Consider the following 14,618-nt stretch of genomic DNA (forward strand, 5'->3'; position numbering starts at 1 on the left):
CCCTTGCGGGTGCCGGGTGGCTTGCGGCTGGCTTTTCAACCGCGTAGACGATCACCGTAGTAGAGGAGGGCCGGTGAGGTGCAAGCGGAGGGGCTTCAGCGCGCCGGGAGCACGCAGAACTCGTTGCCCGCGGGGTCGGCGCACACCACCCACGGCAGGGCCGGGTCGGCGTCGACCACGCGTGCGCCCAGGCCGGTGAGCCGGGTCACCTCCGCGTCCCGGTCGCCGTCGGGCGCGAGGTCGAGGTGCACCCGGTTCTTGGTCCGCTTCGGCCCGGTGACGGGTTGCAGCACGAGCGTCGGGCCGTCACCCGCCAGCTCGGTGTACTCGACCCCCTTGGGGTCCTTCCAGCGGCCGGCGACGTGGTGCCCGAGGGCCGCGCACCAGAACTCCTCCAGGGCCTTGACCTGGTCCGACGGGCAGTCGAGGGCGATGGCTTCGATGCGTGCGGTCATGCGTCGGAGTTTCCCCGTCCGGGTGGCGGGTACTCGTCCGGTGCAAGCGAACCGCCGACGAGAGGACGGTCATGGGCACCGACGACAAGCTCAACAACAAGGCCGAGGAGCTCAAGGGCAAGGCCAAGGCGGCGGTCGGCGACGCCACCGACAACGAGCAGTGGCAGGCCGAGGGGCGCACCGAGCAGGCCAAGGGCTCGCTCAAGCAGGCAGGGGAGAAGGTCAAGGACGCCTTCCGTGGCAACGACCACTGACCGGACCACCAGCGCCGCCTCGTTCGTGCCGGAAGGCGCGGACCTGGCGGCGCTGCGCCGTGCGGCGGCCGGGTGCCGGGGCTGCGACCTCTACGAGCCCGCCACGCAGACCGTGTTCGGCGCGGGGCCGGAGGACGCCAGGCTCGTGCTCGTCGGGGAGCAGCCCGGCGACGTGGAGGACCGGCAGGGCGAGCCGTTCGTCGGGCCCGCCGGGCGGCTGCTGGACAAGGCGCTGGACGAGGCCGACCTGGCCCGTGAGGGCGTCTACCTGACCAACGCGGTCAAGCACTTCAAGTTCGTCCCCGCCGAGCGCGGGAAGCGGCGCATCCACAAGTCGCCGACGCGGGGCGAGGTCCTGGCCTGCCTGCCGTGGCTGCGGGCCGAGCTGGCGCGGGTGCGCCCCGACCTCGTGGTGTGCCTGGGCGCGACGGCCGCCAAGGCCGTGCTGGGCAGCTCGTTCAAGGTCAGCGAGCGGCGCGGGCAGGTGGAGCGGGTCGAGGACCACGACGTGATCGCGACCGTGCACCCGTCCGCCGTGCTGCGCGCCCCCGACCGGGACGAGGCGTACCGGGCGTTCCTGGCCGACCTGCGGGTCGTGCGCGCGCACCTGGGCTGACCCGTCGGCCGCGGAACGTGAAGCGGCCCCCTGACCACTTCCCGCACGGGGTGCGGGCCGAGCTGGACTGGGCTCGGGGTCACGGGGGCCGGGTGGCTGCCTGGGATTCGCCCAGACCACCTGGGAAAGGTCGGTCCTAGCGGACAGCCACCTCACGACGAGTCCTATAGCTATTCAACTTCGGACCACCTCCTTCCTCGTGTACCACGAACCTATGCGAGGTGCGGCGGACCCCGCAACGAGATTTCCGGCCCGGTCCGGACGCCCCGGTCCGATTCCCGCCGGACTCCGGCCCGGCGCGTCGGCAGGATCGTCGGCATGGCTTTCGACGGCAAGGTCGCCCTGGTCACGGGCGGCAGCAGGGGGATCGGCGCGGCGGTCGCGGTGCGGTTGGCCGAGCTGGGCGCGGACGTGGCGATCACGTACCGGAACGGACCGGGCGACGTGGTCGACCGGGTGAAGGGCCTGGGGCGGCGGGTGGTCGCCGTGCGGGCGGACAGCGGTGACGCCGACGCGGTGGCGGGCGCGGTCGAGGAGGCCGTGGCCGTGCTGGGGCGGCTGGACGTGCTGGTGAACAACGCCGGGGAGTTCGTCGTCGGGCCGGTGGAGGAGCTGGGCGTGGCGGAGTTCGACCGGACCTTCGCGGTGAACGTGCGGGCGGCGTTCGTGGCGGTGAAGGCGGCGCTGCCGCACCTGGGCGACGGCGGCCGGGTCATCGGGATCGGGAGCAACGTGGCCGAGCGGGCGGTGTTCCCCGGGTTCTCGCTGTACGCGGCGTCGAAGGCGGCGTTGGCGGGGATGACGAAGGCGTTGGCGCGGGAGCTGGGGCCGCGGGGGATCACGGTGAACCTCGTGCACCCCGGTGCGACGGACACCGACGCGAACCCGGCGGACGGCGACGGCGCCGACGTCATCCGCGGCTTCACGGCGGTGGGGCGTTACGCCGTGCCGGAGGAGGTGGCGGCGGCCGTGGCGTTCCTGGCGTCCGACGAGGCGCGTTACGTGACGGGCGCCCAACTGCACGTGGACGGCGGCTTCACCGCCTGACCCCCGCGAGAGTCCTGCGTTCACGCGGCGAGAGTCCTACGTTCGGGACACGTGAGTTCAACGCTCAGCGCTCCCTCGGGCCGCGCCGAGCGTTGAATTCGGGGTCCGTGAACGTAGGACTCTCGCGTGCTGGACGTAGGACTCTCGGGTTAGCTCGCGTTCACGTCGATGCAGGCGTAGAACGCGTTGGAGGTGTCGCCGATGTTCCAGATGGCGAGCACCGTCTGGCGGCCCGACGCGCCCAGGTTCACCGTGTGCGTCACGGAGGCCGGGGGCTGCTGCATGCCGCCGTCGACGAAGCCGACCCGCTTGCCGCCGACGTAGTACTCGTAGTTGGCGGTGCGGTGCCGGGCGGTGAAGGTCCAGGTGAACGAGATGGTGCGGCCGGTGTTGGCGACCTGCCAGCCCTTGTTGTTGTCGTTCAGCTCGGCGAACCTGGCGACGCCGCCGTTGCAGCTCCGCAGGCCCTTCGGGCCTTCGACGCTCTGCGGCTCCCACTTGATGTCGCCGCACGACACGACACCGCGGGCGCATTGGGCCTGGCGGCTCGCCGGTGACGAGACGTAGCCGTGCGCGAACGCGGGCGCCGAGGGCAGGGCGACCGTCACGAGCGGCGCGGCGAGCACGCCGGCCGCCACCGCGGCGATCCTTCGGCGGAGTGACATGTGGACTCCTCTGATCGGATGGGCGGAAACGCTTGTGGCGAACGCCAACCCGAGTGCGCTGGGTGGTCGTTCACCCAAACGCGGCGGCTAGGTCTAGACCATACTCTCCGTGACCACGTGATGACAACGTCCTGTTCGGCGCAATCTCGAAGCTTGTGTCCTGTCCGGGCGAACATGGCGGAGTCCGGCATAGTTGGCGGGCTGATTGGCGGGTGTCCAGGAAACATGGCGGGACACCCGTGAGGCTGGCTGGTCGATGACCGGGAGAATGCCCCTGTGCCTGAGCTGGATCTTGTCCCTGGGGACGCCCCGGCCGCGGTTCTCGGCGGCTTCGAGTTCTCGTACGCCGACGAAGGCAGGGAGCAGCGTGTTGCGCTGACCGAGGCATGGTCAGTGCCGTTCGAGGCGTGTTCGCCGGTGCGGGGGTTCCCCTCGTACAAGGGCCAGCGCCACTACAACGGGCGCTGGTGGACCGCGACGACCGGCGGCCTGGTGGGCTACGAGTCGTGGCTGGAGCGCGACCGGCTGATCCTCCTGGACTTCGACCCCGATGTCGTCGGCATCGCCTCGCAGCCGTTCTGGCTGTTCTGGACCACGGCGGATGGCAAGGCCCGGTCGCACGCCCCGGATTACTTCGCCCGTCGTGCCGACGGGTCCGCGCTGGTGCTCGATGTCCGCGCGGCGAATCGGATCAAGCCACGCGACCGGGTCGCGTTCGATGCAACGCGGAAGGCTTGCGAGGCGCTGGGCTGGGACTATGACGTCGTCGGCAGCCTGCCGCAGACGCTGCTGGCGAACGTGCGCTGGTTGGCCGGCTACCGCCATCCCCGCCACCAGCTCGATGACGTCGCCGCGGCGCTGCGCACGGCGTTCGCCGCCCCGGCCGGGCTGCTGCACGGAGCTGAGGAGGTCGGCGATCCGATCGAGGTGCTGCCGGTGCTGTTCCACCTGCTCTGGCGGCAGGAGCTGCACACCGACCTGGACCAACCGCTGCACCCAGAGTCCATCGTGACGGCCGAGGCGGTGGGCTGGTGATCTCGGCCGGGGCGGTTCTGAGGGTCGGCGACCGAGTCGCGTTCGACGGCGACGAACACTTGGTGGTAGGGCTCGCAGGCTCGATGGTCCGGTTGCGTGCAGACGCCGGCGGGGAGCAGGTCGTGCTACCGCGGTCGAGCCGTTCGGGTTGCTGGACGCCCTGCCCACCGAGGTCGTCACCGAAGCCGAACGTTGGCGTGACCACTTGATCGAAGTGCAGACCGGTCTACCGCCGGGAGCTGGGCCCGGCGCGGTCCCACGGCCGGGTTACGACCCTCACAGCACGACACTGGCCGAGCGTCAGCACGCCAAGGCTACCGAGTTGGGCGTCGGATTCCGCACGGTCGAACGCAAGCGCGCCCTCTTCGAGGCGCAGGGCCTTTGGGGCTTGGTCGACCAGCGCGCGGCACGCCGCCTGGATGTCGCCGGACAGGCCGACGTCCGGTTGGTGGAGGTGCTGCGGGAGCTGATCGCGGCGGAGACGGACGTGTCGACGGGCACGCGATCGCGATTGATCCGCCGCGCCACCAAGCGTGTCGAGGAGCTGCACGGCGTCGGGGTGGTGCCACTGCCGGGGCGCAGTGCCTTCTACGAGCTGGTCGACCGTCTGACGGTCGGGCGGCACACCTTCGGCTCAGCGGTCACCCGGCGGCAAACGGCGAATCGCCCGTCCGGGGCGTTCACCGCGACGATCGCGGCGCGCCCCGGTGAGCAGGTCCAGATCGACTCCACACCGATCGACGTCATGGTCCTGGCCGCCGACGGCGTCCCGGTCAAGGCCGATCTGACCATCGCCGTCGACGTCGCCACACGCACCATCTGCACGGCGGTGCTGCGCCCGGTGGGCACCAAAGCAGTCGATGCTTCCTTGCGCTACTGGCCAAGATGCTCGTCCCAGAACCGATGCGGCCCGGTTGGACCGATGCGCTGCGGATGTCGGCATCCCGGCTGCCGTTCCAGCGGCTGCTCGACATCGACGCACGGATGCGCGAGGCTGCGGCTCGGCCGGTCATCGTCCCCGACCAGGTCGTGATCGACCACGGGCGAGTGTTCGTCTCCGAAACCTTTACCCGCGCCTGCGAACGGCTCGGGATCTCCGTCCAGCCCGCACGCAAGGACACCCCGACCGACAAGGCCGTGGTCGAGGCGACGTTCAAGGCGATCAAGACACTGTTCGTCCAGCATGTCGCCGGGTTCAAGGGAGCCAACACCCAGCAGCGCGGGAGGGGTATCGCCGCCGCCTGGACGCTGGACCAGCTACAGGACCTGCTCGACGAATGGCTGATCGTCGGCTGGCAGCACCGCCCGCACGACGCCCTGCGCGATCCACACGCCCCGCGCCGGACGCTGACCCCGAACGAGCGCTACGCCGCGCTCGTCGCGATCGCGGGCTACCTCCCGCTCACCTTGACCGGCACCGACTACCTCGAACTGCTGCCGGTGAAATGGCGCGTGATCAACGACTACGGCATCCGGATCGACTACCGCACCTACGACTGCCCCGAACTCGGCGACTACCGGCGGCAGCACTCCGGGCTGACTGGCAAGCGCGGCCTCTGGGAAATCCACTACGACCCATACGATCTCTCCCAGGTCTTCGTCCGCACGCCGGGTGGCGGGATCACCGTTCCCTGGACGCACCGGTCGATGATCACCGCCCCGTTCGCCGATTTCACCTGGCGCCACGCCCGCCGTCTCGCCGAACAGGCTGGCCGGCACAAGCATGAACCGGCGACCGAAACCGAGATCGCCCGCGCGCTGGACGCCCTGCTCACCCGCGCCGAGCACGGACCGGACAAGTCCGGCGCACGAATCGCCGCCCGCACCCGCACCGCCGCAGCCGCGCACCGGCCCGAACTTCCCGCAGCGGCCGAGGGCGACGACAGGCACGCATCCCAAGCCGACCCGACACCCGCCGCGCAGAAGGCGCAGGTCATTCCGTTCGGTGTCTTCGACGCCGACGCAGAAGCGGAAGGTGGCTATGACCACGCTGCAAGCCGAGCTCGACCACGTCGACCAACTCGTGCCCGACGAGTCACTGACCACCAGGGAAGGCTGGCGGCGGTTCGTCGAGCACCAAAGCGTCCCACCGGTCCTCCCGACCGCCGCCGAACTCGCCTCGTTGTCGGCTCGGGCACGCGCCGAACTGGTCCAAGCCCGCCGCGACTACCACAGCGACCTGCCACTGGCCCACACCCCGGTCATCCGGGAACTGCTGACCACCGGGCGCTTGCTGGTCCAGCTCAACCGCGGCCAGATCTCCGCCCGACGAGGCATGATCCTCTCCGGCGTATCCGGCACAGGAAAGACCACCGCGCTCACCCAACTCGGCCGCATCCACGAACGCGCGGTCCGCAAACGCCACCCCGGCCGCGCCGGGCAGGATCGGATCCCGGTCGTCTATGTCACGGTTCCCACAGACGCGACCCCGAAGATGCTCGCGGTCGAGTTCGCGCGGTTCTACGGCGTCGAGTTCAACTCGCGCGCGACCATGCCCGACATCGTCAACACCGTCTGCGCCGTTGCCGCCCGCACCCACCTGGAACTGGTACTGATCGACGAGATCCACAACATCCTCGACACCCGCGCCCGCGCCGAGGTCTCCGACCAGCTCAAATACTTCGCCGAACGACTCCCGGCCACCTTCGCCTACGCCGGGATCGAGGTTGAAGAACGCGGCATGTTCGCCGGACCCCGCGGCCGCCAGATCGCCGGCCGGTTCGCGTGAACCGGGCCTTGACTGCTGCGGCGACCACCACGGCGGAGCAGCCAGGGCCGGGCTTCTAGGATGGCACCACCGCCGCCAACATCGCCACCTTCATCGGTGCGGTTGCCACGCTTACCGTAGGGATCGTCGCCGCCATCGTTGCGGTGAAGGCGTTCACTACCCAGCAGCGGGAGACCCGCAGACAGCAGAAAGCCAACCTGTATGCCGAGGCTGTGCGGGCGGTTGAGGACTACATGGAATGCCCCTACCGCATCCTCAGAAAGGACGGTTCCTCGCAGGCTCGTCGCGAGATAACCCAGCACATCAGCGACGTCAAGTCACGGATCAGCTTCTACACCGGATGGATAGCGATCTACGGCACCATAGAGGTGCGTGCTGCCTATGACGCGTTCGTCACGGCCGCTCAGCGGGAAGCCGGTCCGCAGATGACCGCTGCCTGGGAGAGGAAACCGGTCAAAAAGGACTGCGACGTCCCTCTCCGTACCTCGCCGCTGCCGCGCGCTGCTACTGACGCCGCTCGGACCCACTCGCTGGCAGTCCTGCAGGCCGATCTCGACCGGTAGCTGTTCTAGAGTTGCGGGCAGGCGAACGACGGGCTTCCGCAGGACGCGAGGCACGTCCCACTCCGGACCCTGGTCCGTATGGCCGACGACGACTACTTCTGGACATCGGTGGACCAAGCGCTGGTGGAGCAGTTCCAGGTCCTGCTGAACGCGCCGATCTCGGTGGCTCAGGGGGGACCCGTTGCCGCCGGATGTCGCGTCGTGGTTGGCGCTGGTCGGCAGCACCTACGCGCGCGAGCGCCTGCTCGCCTTGCTCATCCCGCCCCACGCCACGCCTGACACGTTCAGCGCGTCCCTGCTCTTCGCTGACCCTGCCAGTGATCGCGGTTGCGCCGATTGGCTGAATCTCCCTTTATCCCAGGGGCTGCCGATCGATCTTATCGGGGGCGTATGGGACGCTGGCAGAACCGACCACGGAAGGGGTTCCCGACTGATGGCCTACCAGCCTGGGCGCGAATTGAACCTGACTTATGATCCGCAGCGAGGATGGTTCAATTTCGTGCTCTACAGCGAAACACCGAAGTACTGGGGATCTGCGCTCAATGCCACCCAGCAACTGCGCAAGTCCAGCCGGTACACGCAGGAGTGGATTGGCCGGTTGCAAGACACCGAGCCGACCCCACTTCACATGGCCCTGGTCTCCAATGATGAGGCCCCGCGACTGTGGGATCCCTGCGTCTTCGACGACCCCGAGTCGCCGTCGGCAGTCGCCGGCGACGGCTGCCTGTGCCTAACGACCCTCTACGATCCGCTCACCTGGATGCCGGTGGTGAAACAGCACTACCGCACGGTCAGCGGGAACATCGAGAACTGGACCTACTGGACATTCGCCCCGTTGTCGCTGCCCGAGGGTCAGGCGCTCGAGCGGTTGATCATCGATCGGGAGGCTGGCGTCATGTGGCTGCGCAACGACCGCGGCGAGCTGCACTTCCTGCCAGAGAAGACCGGCGAGGGCTACAGCGTCGGTTATGGCGGCGGTGGGCCTGGGAAATTCGCCGAGATGATCGAGAAGATCGTGGCCTCCGACGGTCACGACATCACCCCTGACACGAGTCAGGTGACGGCGAACCGTCATTTGAACGACTGGACGTCCTCGCCCGTGTCGGACCGGACGCGGGAGTTGTCCTTGGCGCAGCTGCGGACCCTACGGGCGACGGGGACCGCACCGGCCTGATCGTGCTCCTCAGCGACGATCTCCGAAGGGCCGCTGACGGTCGCGGCTGACATCGTCAACATCGTGGGCATCCCTCCCGAGCCTTCCCGAGAGTAGTGTTCCCAACGTCCTAAGTTGGGACAACTAGGTCCGGGCAACTTAACGAGTACCCGTTCGGAGCTAGTTGACGAACGACAGTTCACGCCATCAAGTTCGCGCGGTCAGAATAACGGGTTTGTCTGGGTCCGCACGAAGGCGGCGGAGCCCGGGACTAGTTGATTGGGGCTGGTGCAGGTGGCACGCCGCTCGACCGGGAAGATGCCTCGGTGCTGAATCTGGATTACATGCCCGTAGGTGCCAACGCCATCGTGGTTCTACTAGGCCAGCACACCGCTAAACCGTAACGGCGGGGCTCGATCTCGCGGTGACCAATCAGGCCGACGGGGCCCTGACCCGTTGCCGTCGGACGGCAGTGGCGCATCCTAGAGCTGGCCTCGATGGCCTCGGGTCACCGGCCTGACCTCTTGTAGCTAGTCGGTCTACACAGCGGGGAGCGCAGCCGCAGCGGCGGCGACCTTGGCTGCGACGTTGCTCAGTGTCGACTCCTTGGTGCTCAGTCCAGCGTGCGAAGCCAGCAGCGGGCTGACGTTGTTGAGGTCGTCGAAGCCCACCCCATGCAGGACAGGGATGACGCGACGAGTGGAAAGCAGTACGGCGAGCTCCTTCTCGGCTACGCCCTCGGACTCGATGCTCTTGAGTAGCGCAGGCGTGACCAGCACGATCCCGACGCGGGAGTTTCGTAGCCCCTTATCGATTTCACGGATCATGAGCGAACCAAGTGGGAGGTCTTCTTCGCTGAACCACACCGAGGCGCCATTCAACTTCAGGTGGCCATACAGCTCTTTTGCGCTACCTTCTCGGTCGTCCCAGGCGTGGCAGAGGAAGAGGTCGCGGCGTTCCGGGTGCGCCTGAGCCTGCTCGCTGGCTTTCTGGGTGAAGGGCTCGACAGTGCGCCATTCGGCAGGGGTGTACAACACCGTCCTGCCGGTCCTCGTGCGGCGCGAGCCTCCGCCGCCTGACGAGCTGCCGTAACCCCCGCGGCTACCACTGGACGACGACCCGCCACTGTAAGAAGTCTGTGGCGAGTTGTAGGAGGAGGAACGATACGACCTTCTCCCACGACATGCCGGGCATCGCGCAGCTGCCGCTGACGAGCGGTGGCCTTCGACTGGTGCTGTGCATCGCGCCATACGCGCATGGTAGATGCAACCTCCGGCACTACCGAGTCGCTTTGCCGCCTGACGCTTTCCGTGTCGGAACTCGATGGCGATCCGCTCGGTCACCGCCGCACACGTTCGCGGCGGTGACCGAGCACTCCCCGCACACCGTCCGCTGGCTCCCCGAGGGGCGCTGCCCGTTTCGGCGATGAAGCCTCCGGTGACAGCACCGGGCACGGGGCCTCATGGTGGGTACGTCGCGAGCTCAGGGGCGGCCACCCACCTTGCTCTCACTGCAGCTCTTCGCCGCCGAATCCGCCAACTAGGTCCGGACACTTCGCCAGCCAGTTGTCCGGACCTAGTTGGCGGACCGCAGGTCAGCGATGCCCCGACCCGCCAAGTTTCGCCGGACAGGACAGCTTGTCCCGTTCCGGGCACGGCGTGCGGGTTCGCGCACGCCGACGAAGGCGGTAGCCGGGTCGGCGTGGAACCTGTCGGCCGGACCGGGTGTCAGGTCGACGGCCGGGTGCGGGACGCCCGCCACATCGTGTGCTCGCGGCTCACGGCCTCCTCCGCGTCGGCCACCTCGCTGGCCCACGCCGCCTCGTCCTCGACCAGCTCCAGCCGGCTGCGCACGATCGCCAGCTCGTTGGCCGCGAACGTGTAGGCCCGCGCGAGCGTGGACAGCTGGCGCAGGCTGATCCACGCCGTGCCGGCCGCGATCACCGCCGCCACCACGCCCGCCAGGTCGAACCGCACCGCGCCGACCGCCTTCGCCAACGCCGCGCAGATGCCGACGACCTCGATCGTCAGCAGCCCGGCCCGCCACCACCCGGCCAGCCGCTCGTTGCGCGCCGCCTTGTCGGTGTACCAGTGCTGCTGGTCCGCGATGCGCGCCTCCAGGTAGGCGGCCTTGCGCTCGGCGAACGGCGCGGCCCGCAGCGCGCGCATCCCGTCGGTGACCACGGGCCGCTCCGACGGCCGGATGCTGGTCGCCGGGGCGTCCTCCAGCAGCTTGTGCATCTGGAGGATGAACCGGCGCTCGTTCTCGTGCTCGTCGCCGACCCGCTCGAACGGCAGGCCGCCCACGCTGTACTTCCACGCCAGGCTCTTGGCCGACTCGGCCAACGCCCGCCCGTCGTACCAGCGGTCCTCGGGGCGCGCGGACTTCAGGTTCAGCTCCGTGACCGACACCGCGGCCAGCGCGACGGCGGTGCCGATCGCGGCCACGTCGATCCGGCCCACCAGGAACGACACCGCGCCGCTCGCGGCGGCGAGCACGGCCAGCACCAGCCGCAACCGCACGGCCCGGACGTAGCGGCGCTGGCCGTCCAGCGACGCGCTGTCCGCCGCCTCGAACAACCCCGGCAGGTCGTCGTTCCCCAGGCCCCTCGCCGTCATCGCCGGCCCTCCGGTAGGAGCACCCGTTCGACGTGCGCGCGCAGCTCGTCCGCGCCCAGCACGGTGGTGAGCGGCGAGGTGGCGATCGCGGTGGAGCGCTCGTCGGCCGACTCGGCGATGGCGTCCGCGGTGCGGCCGCTGCCTCGCAGCACCACCAGCGGCCGGTTGCGGCCCAGGCTGTGCTCGGCGTCGTCGAACGTGATCGGGCCGCCGTTGACCAGCACCGTCAACGACGGCAGCGGCCCGGCGACCAGGTCGGCCACGTCGGCCAGCCACGGCGACTCGTCGCCCCACGCGCCGCCGGGCACCAGCACCAGGTGGGTGTGGTTGGGCTCGAACGCGGCCACGTCCACGGCGACCTCGGCGGCCACGCCGATCAGCGGGAACGCCCCGTGCGCCGCCGCCCGCGCCCGGCCCACCGCGCGCATCACGCCGACGTCCGTGCCGCCGTCCACCACCACCGCGCCGCACTCGTCCAGCACCGGCACCAGCCCGCGCAGCACCGCGACCAACGCCTCCTGGTCCGCGCCGCCCATCCCGCCCGCACCGCCGACCAGCACCAGCACCGGCCGGCCGAGCGGCAGCCCGATCCGGCGCAGCTCGGCCTTCGACGTCACCCGCACCCTGTCCACGATGGGCGAACCTACCGGCGCACGGCACGCGGCACCGCACCCCGGCACGTCGGAGTGCCGCCCCGCCACGGCACCCCGCCACGGCGGCTCGGCTCGGCTCGGCTCGGCGTCCGGCCGATCCGGCGCGGGGCCGACGACGCGCTACAACTCCAGGTCCGTCAGCACGAGCACGCGCTGCTCGGTCAGGTCCTCCATGGCCGCGCGGACGCCCTCGCGGCCGGTGCCCGACTCCTTGACCCCGCCGTAGGGCATCTGGTCGGCGCGGAAGCTCGGCACGTCGCCCACGATCACCCCGCCGACCGCCAGCCGCTTGGCCGCCCGGAACGCCAGCCGCACGTCGTGCGTGAACAGGCCCGCCTGCAAGCCGAACCGGGACGCGTTGACCCGGTCGAACGCCTCGTCCGCCGACGCCACCGGCTCCAGCACCACCACCGGGCCGAAGACCTCCTCGTCCACCACCTTGCACGCGGCCGGCACGTCGGCCAGCACGGTCGGCTCGTAGACCGCGCCGGACCGCCGGCCGCCCGTCAGCACCCGCGCGCCCGCCGCCACGGCCTCGTCCACCCACGCCTCGACCCGCCGCGCGGCCGCCTCGTTGATCAGCGGGCCGACGTCGGTGGCCGGGTCCGCCGGGTCGCCCGTGCCGAGCTTGCGCACGTGCGACACCACCGCGTCCGCCAGCGCCGGGTACACGTCCTCGTGGGCGTACACGCGCTGCACGGAGATGCACGACTGGCCGCCCTGGTACATCGCGAACGTGGCGATCCGCTGCGCCGCCCGGTCCAGGTCCGTCCAATCGGGACAGACCACGGCCGCCGCGTTGCCGCCCAGCTCCAGCACGACGTGCTTGCGCGGCACCCGGTCCAGGATCGAGTAGCCCACCGGGCCGGACCCCGTGAACGACACCACCGGCAGCCTCGGGTCCTCGGCCAGCGCGCCCGCCACCTCGTTCGGCACCGGCAGCACCGACCACGACCCGGCCGGCAGGTCGGTCTCGGCGAGCAGCCCGCCCAGCAGCGACGCCACCAGCGGGGTCGCCGGCGCGGGCTTGACCACGATCGGCGCGCCCACCGCCACCGCGGGCGCGACCTTGTGCGCCACCAGGTTCAGCGGGAAGTTGAACGGCGCGATGCCCAGCACCGGGCCGCGCGGCGCGCGGCGCACCAGCGCCAGCCTGCCGTTCGCCGCCGGGTCGGTGTCCAGCCGCTGCAACTCGCCGGAGAACCGGCGCGCCTCCTCGGCGGCCCAGCGGAACGTGGACACCGCGCGCGTCACCTCGATCCGCGACCACTTCACCGGCTTGCCCGACTCGGCGGTGATCAGCGCGGCCACCTCGTCGGCGCGCTCGGCGAGCCGGCGGGACACGTGGTCCAGCGCCGCTGCCCGCGCGTGCGCGGGCAGGTCGGCGAACTCGCCCGCCACGGCGTGCGCGGCGGCGACGGCGCGTTCCACGTCCTCCGCCGAGGCGTGGGAGGTCACGCCCGCCACCGCGCCGTCGTGCGGGGTGCGGATCTCCACCAGGTCGTCGCTCGTCGCGGGCTGCCCCGCGACCCAGTACGGCGTCGTCGTCACTCGATGGCTCCTTCAAGCACGTCCAGGCCCTCGGCCAGCAGCTCGTCCGGGATGACGAGCGGCGGCAGCAGGCGGATCACGTTCCCACGGGTACCGCAGGTCAGCACGACCACGCCCGCGGCGTGGCAGGTGGCCGCGACCCGGGCCGCCACCTCGGCCGAGGTCAGCTCCACGGCCAGCATCGCGCCCCGTCCGCGCACCTCGACCACGGTGCCCGGCGACAGGGCGCGCAGCCGGGGCAGCACGGCCGCCTCGATGCGCCGGGCGGCGGCGTCGAGCCGCAGGTCCCGCATGGTGTCGAAGGCGGCGAGCGCGGCGGCGCAGGCGATCGGGTTGCCGCCGTACGTGCCGCCGAGGCCGCCGGGGTGCACGGCGTCCACCACGTCGGCCCGGCCGGTCACGGCGGCCAGCGGCAGGCCGCCCGCGATGCCCTTCGCCGTGGTGACCAGGTCGGGCACGACGCCCTCGTGGTCGCACGCGAACCAGTCGCCGGTGCGGCAGAACCCGGTCTGGACCTCGTCGGCGACCAGCAGCACGCCGTGCGCCCGGCACCAGTCGGCGAGGGCGGGCAGGAACCCCGGCGCGGGCACGACGAACCCGCCCTCGCCCTGGATCGGCTCGACCACCACGCACGCGACGTCCTCGGGCCGGTCGATCGCGGCGACGGCGCGCCGGGCCGCCTCCTCGCCGGTCAGGCCGTCGTGCAGCGGGTAGGAGCCGGGGACGCGGAGCACGCCGGGGGTGAACGGGCCGAAGCCGTGCTTGTAGGGCATGTCCTTGGCGGTCAACGCCATGGTGAGGTTGGTGCGGCCGTGGTAGGCGTGGTCGAGCGCCACGACCCCCGGCCGCCCGGTGGCGTACCGGGCGATCTTGACCGCGTTCTCCACCGCCTCCGCGCCGGAGTTGAGCAGGACCGAGCGCTTGTCGTGCCGGCCGGGGGTCAGCTCGGCCAGCCGCTCGCACACGTCCAGGTAGCCCTCGTACGGCGTGACCATGAAGCAGGTGTGGGTGAACCGGTCCACCTGCTCGCGCACGGCCCGTGCGACGCGGGGCGCGGGGTTGCCGACGCCGGTCACCGCGATGCCCGAGCCCAGGTCGATCAGCCGGTTGCCGTCCACGTCCACCAGCAGCCCCGGTTCGGCGTGGTCCACGTACACCGGCAGCGTCGAGCCGACGCCCGCCGCCACCGCGCCCTTGCGCCGCGCGGTCAGCTCGCGGGAACGGGGGCCGGGGATCTCGGTGCGCAGTCGGGCCATGGCTCCAGCATCGACCCGTCGGCG

General features: G+C 70.7%; 15 protein-coding genes and 1 pseudogene. 9 read left to right on the forward strand and 7 right to left on the reverse strand.

What is annotated here, in order from left to right; translation table 11 throughout:
- Positions 1–95: 95 nt before the first annotated feature.
- Positions 96–455, reverse strand: coding sequence for a VOC family protein (locus tag ACWEFJ_RS21565; protein ID WP_378089807.1), 360 nt, complete (start codon positions 453–455; stop codon positions 96–98).
- 71 nt (positions 456–526) lie between these two features.
- Here ACWEFJ_RS21565 and ACWEFJ_RS21570 point away from each other — a divergent pair, with 71 nt between their 5' ends.
- From ACWEFJ_RS21570 to ACWEFJ_RS21580, 3 genes are all read left to right on the forward strand, one after another.
- Positions 527–709: a CsbD family protein gene (locus tag ACWEFJ_RS21570; protein WP_378089805.1), complete on the forward strand. Its 183-nt coding sequence runs from the start codon at positions 527–529 to the stop codon at positions 707–709.
- Positions 693–1,325 carry a UdgX family uracil-DNA binding protein gene (locus ACWEFJ_RS21575; protein WP_378089804.1) on the forward strand — a complete coding sequence of 211 codons (633 nt, stop codon included), beginning with the start codon at positions 693–695 and terminating at the stop codon, positions 1,323–1,325. Before ACWEFJ_RS21570 ends, ACWEFJ_RS21575 begins: the two co-directional genes overlap by 17 nt.
- A gap of 318 nt (positions 1,326–1,643) precedes the next feature.
- Complete coding sequence (locus tag ACWEFJ_RS21580) at positions 1,644–2,372, forward strand: 3-oxoacyl-ACP reductase family protein (protein WP_449714808.1); 729 nt, start codon at positions 1,644–1,646, stop codon at positions 2,370–2,372.
- A gap of 149 nt (positions 2,373–2,521) precedes the next feature.
- Here the strand turns inward: ACWEFJ_RS21580 and ACWEFJ_RS21585 are convergent, their stop codons facing one another.
- Complete coding sequence (locus ACWEFJ_RS21585) at positions 2,522–3,037, reverse strand: lytic polysaccharide monooxygenase auxiliary activity family 9 protein (protein WP_378089800.1); 516 nt, start codon at positions 3,035–3,037, stop codon at positions 2,522–2,524.
- Between the two features lie 276 nt (positions 3,038–3,313).
- Between ACWEFJ_RS21585 and ACWEFJ_RS21590 the strand changes: the two genes are divergently transcribed.
- The 6 genes and pseudogenes from ACWEFJ_RS21590 to ACWEFJ_RS21615 all read left to right on the forward strand — a co-directional run bounded on the left by ACWEFJ_RS21590 (position 3,314) and on the right by ACWEFJ_RS21615 (position 8,537).
- Positions 3,314–4,072 (forward strand): TnsA-like heteromeric transposase endonuclease subunit, encoded by a 759-nt coding sequence (locus tag ACWEFJ_RS21590; protein ID WP_449714809.1) that lies wholly within the window; start codon positions 3,314–3,316, stop codon positions 4,070–4,072.
- Positions 4,073–4,220: 148 nt separating this feature from the next.
- Positions 4,221–5,105 (forward strand): hypothetical protein, encoded by an 885-nt coding sequence (locus ACWEFJ_RS21595; protein ID WP_449714810.1) that lies wholly within the window; start codon positions 4,221–4,223, stop codon positions 5,103–5,105.
- Positions 5,057–5,629: pseudogene (locus ACWEFJ_RS21600) on the forward strand (integrase); the annotation flags it as partial. The gene ACWEFJ_RS21595 and the pseudogene ACWEFJ_RS21600, both read left to right, overlap by 49 nt.
- A 424-nt stretch (positions 5,630–6,053) precedes the next feature.
- Complete coding sequence (locus ACWEFJ_RS21605) at positions 6,054–6,800, forward strand: TniB family NTP-binding protein (protein WP_449714811.1); 747 nt, start codon at positions 6,054–6,056, stop codon at positions 6,798–6,800.
- Between the two features lie 143 nt (positions 6,801–6,943).
- Positions 6,944–7,363 (forward strand): hypothetical protein, encoded by a 420-nt coding sequence (locus ACWEFJ_RS21610; RefSeq protein ID WP_449714812.1) that lies wholly within the window; start codon positions 6,944–6,946, stop codon positions 7,361–7,363.
- Positions 7,364–7,544: 181 nt separating this feature from the next.
- Positions 7,545–8,537, forward strand: coding sequence for a hypothetical protein (locus ACWEFJ_RS21615; RefSeq protein ID WP_449714813.1), 993 nt, complete (start codon positions 7,545–7,547; stop codon positions 8,535–8,537).
- Positions 8,538–9,055: 518 nt separating this feature from the next.
- Here ACWEFJ_RS21615 and ACWEFJ_RS21620 read toward each other — a convergent pair.
- From ACWEFJ_RS21620 to gabT, 5 genes are all read right to left on the reverse strand, one after another.
- On the reverse strand, positions 9,056–9,766 hold the full coding sequence (locus tag ACWEFJ_RS21620; protein ID WP_449714855.1) for a toll/interleukin-1 receptor domain-containing protein: 711 nt from the start codon (positions 9,764–9,766) through the stop codon (positions 9,056–9,058).
- A 477-nt stretch (positions 9,767–10,243) separates the two neighbouring features.
- Positions 10,244–11,134, reverse strand: coding sequence for a DUF4231 domain-containing protein (locus ACWEFJ_RS21625; protein ID WP_378089798.1), 891 nt, complete (start codon positions 11,132–11,134; stop codon positions 10,244–10,246).
- Positions 11,131–11,766 carry a hypothetical protein gene (locus ACWEFJ_RS21630; protein WP_378089796.1) on the reverse strand — a complete coding sequence of 212 codons (636 nt, stop codon included), beginning with the start codon at positions 11,764–11,766 and terminating at the stop codon, positions 11,131–11,133. Before ACWEFJ_RS21630 ends, ACWEFJ_RS21625 begins: the two co-directional genes overlap by 4 nt.
- A 141-nt stretch (positions 11,767–11,907) precedes the next feature.
- Positions 11,908–13,338 (reverse strand): aldehyde dehydrogenase family protein, encoded by a 1,431-nt coding sequence (locus tag ACWEFJ_RS21635; RefSeq protein ID WP_378089794.1) that lies wholly within the window; start codon positions 13,336–13,338, stop codon positions 11,908–11,910.
- The gene (gabT, locus tag ACWEFJ_RS21640) at positions 13,335–14,594 is read right to left on the reverse strand and encodes a 4-aminobutyrate--2-oxoglutarate transaminase (protein ID WP_449714814.1); all 1,260 of its coding nucleotides are present in this window, start codon (positions 14,592–14,594) and stop codon (positions 13,335–13,337) included. The genes ACWEFJ_RS21635 and gabT overlap by 4 nt, the downstream gene beginning before the upstream one ends.
- Positions 14,595–14,618 lie beyond the last annotated feature (24 nt).

This window comes from Actinosynnema sp. NPDC004786, assembly GCF_053601135.1.

Bases quoted from the DNA above. Each gene is read 5' to 3' on its own strand.
- ACWEFJ_RS21565 (WP_378089807.1), bottom strand. From the start codon at position 455: ATGACCGCACGCATCGAAGCCATCGCCCTCGACTGCCCGTCGGACCAG.
- ACWEFJ_RS21570 (WP_378089805.1), top strand. From the start codon at position 527: ATGGGCACCGACGACAAGCTCAACAACAAGGCCGAGGAGCTCAAGGGC.
- ACWEFJ_RS21580 (WP_449714808.1), top strand. From the start codon at position 1,644: ATGGCTTTCGACGGCAAGGTCGCCCTGGTCACGGGCGGCAGCAGGGGG.
- ACWEFJ_RS21585 (WP_378089800.1), bottom strand. From the start codon at position 3,037: ATGTCACTCCGCCGAAGGATCGCCGCGGTGGCGGCCGGCGTGCTCGCC.
- ACWEFJ_RS21605 (WP_449714811.1), top strand. From the start codon at position 6,054: ATGACCACGCTGCAAGCCGAGCTCGACCACGTCGACCAACTCGTGCCC.
- ACWEFJ_RS21620 (WP_449714855.1), bottom strand. From the start codon at position 9,766: ATGGCGCGATGCACAGCACCAGTCGAAGGCCACCGCTCGTCAGCGGCA.
- ACWEFJ_RS21625 (WP_378089798.1), bottom strand. From the start codon at position 11,134: ATGACGGCGAGGGGCCTGGGGAACGACGACCTGCCGGGGTTGTTCGAG.
- gabT (WP_449714814.1), bottom strand. From the start codon at position 14,594: ATGGCCCGACTGCGCACCGAGATCCCCGGCCCCCGTTCCCGCGAGCTG.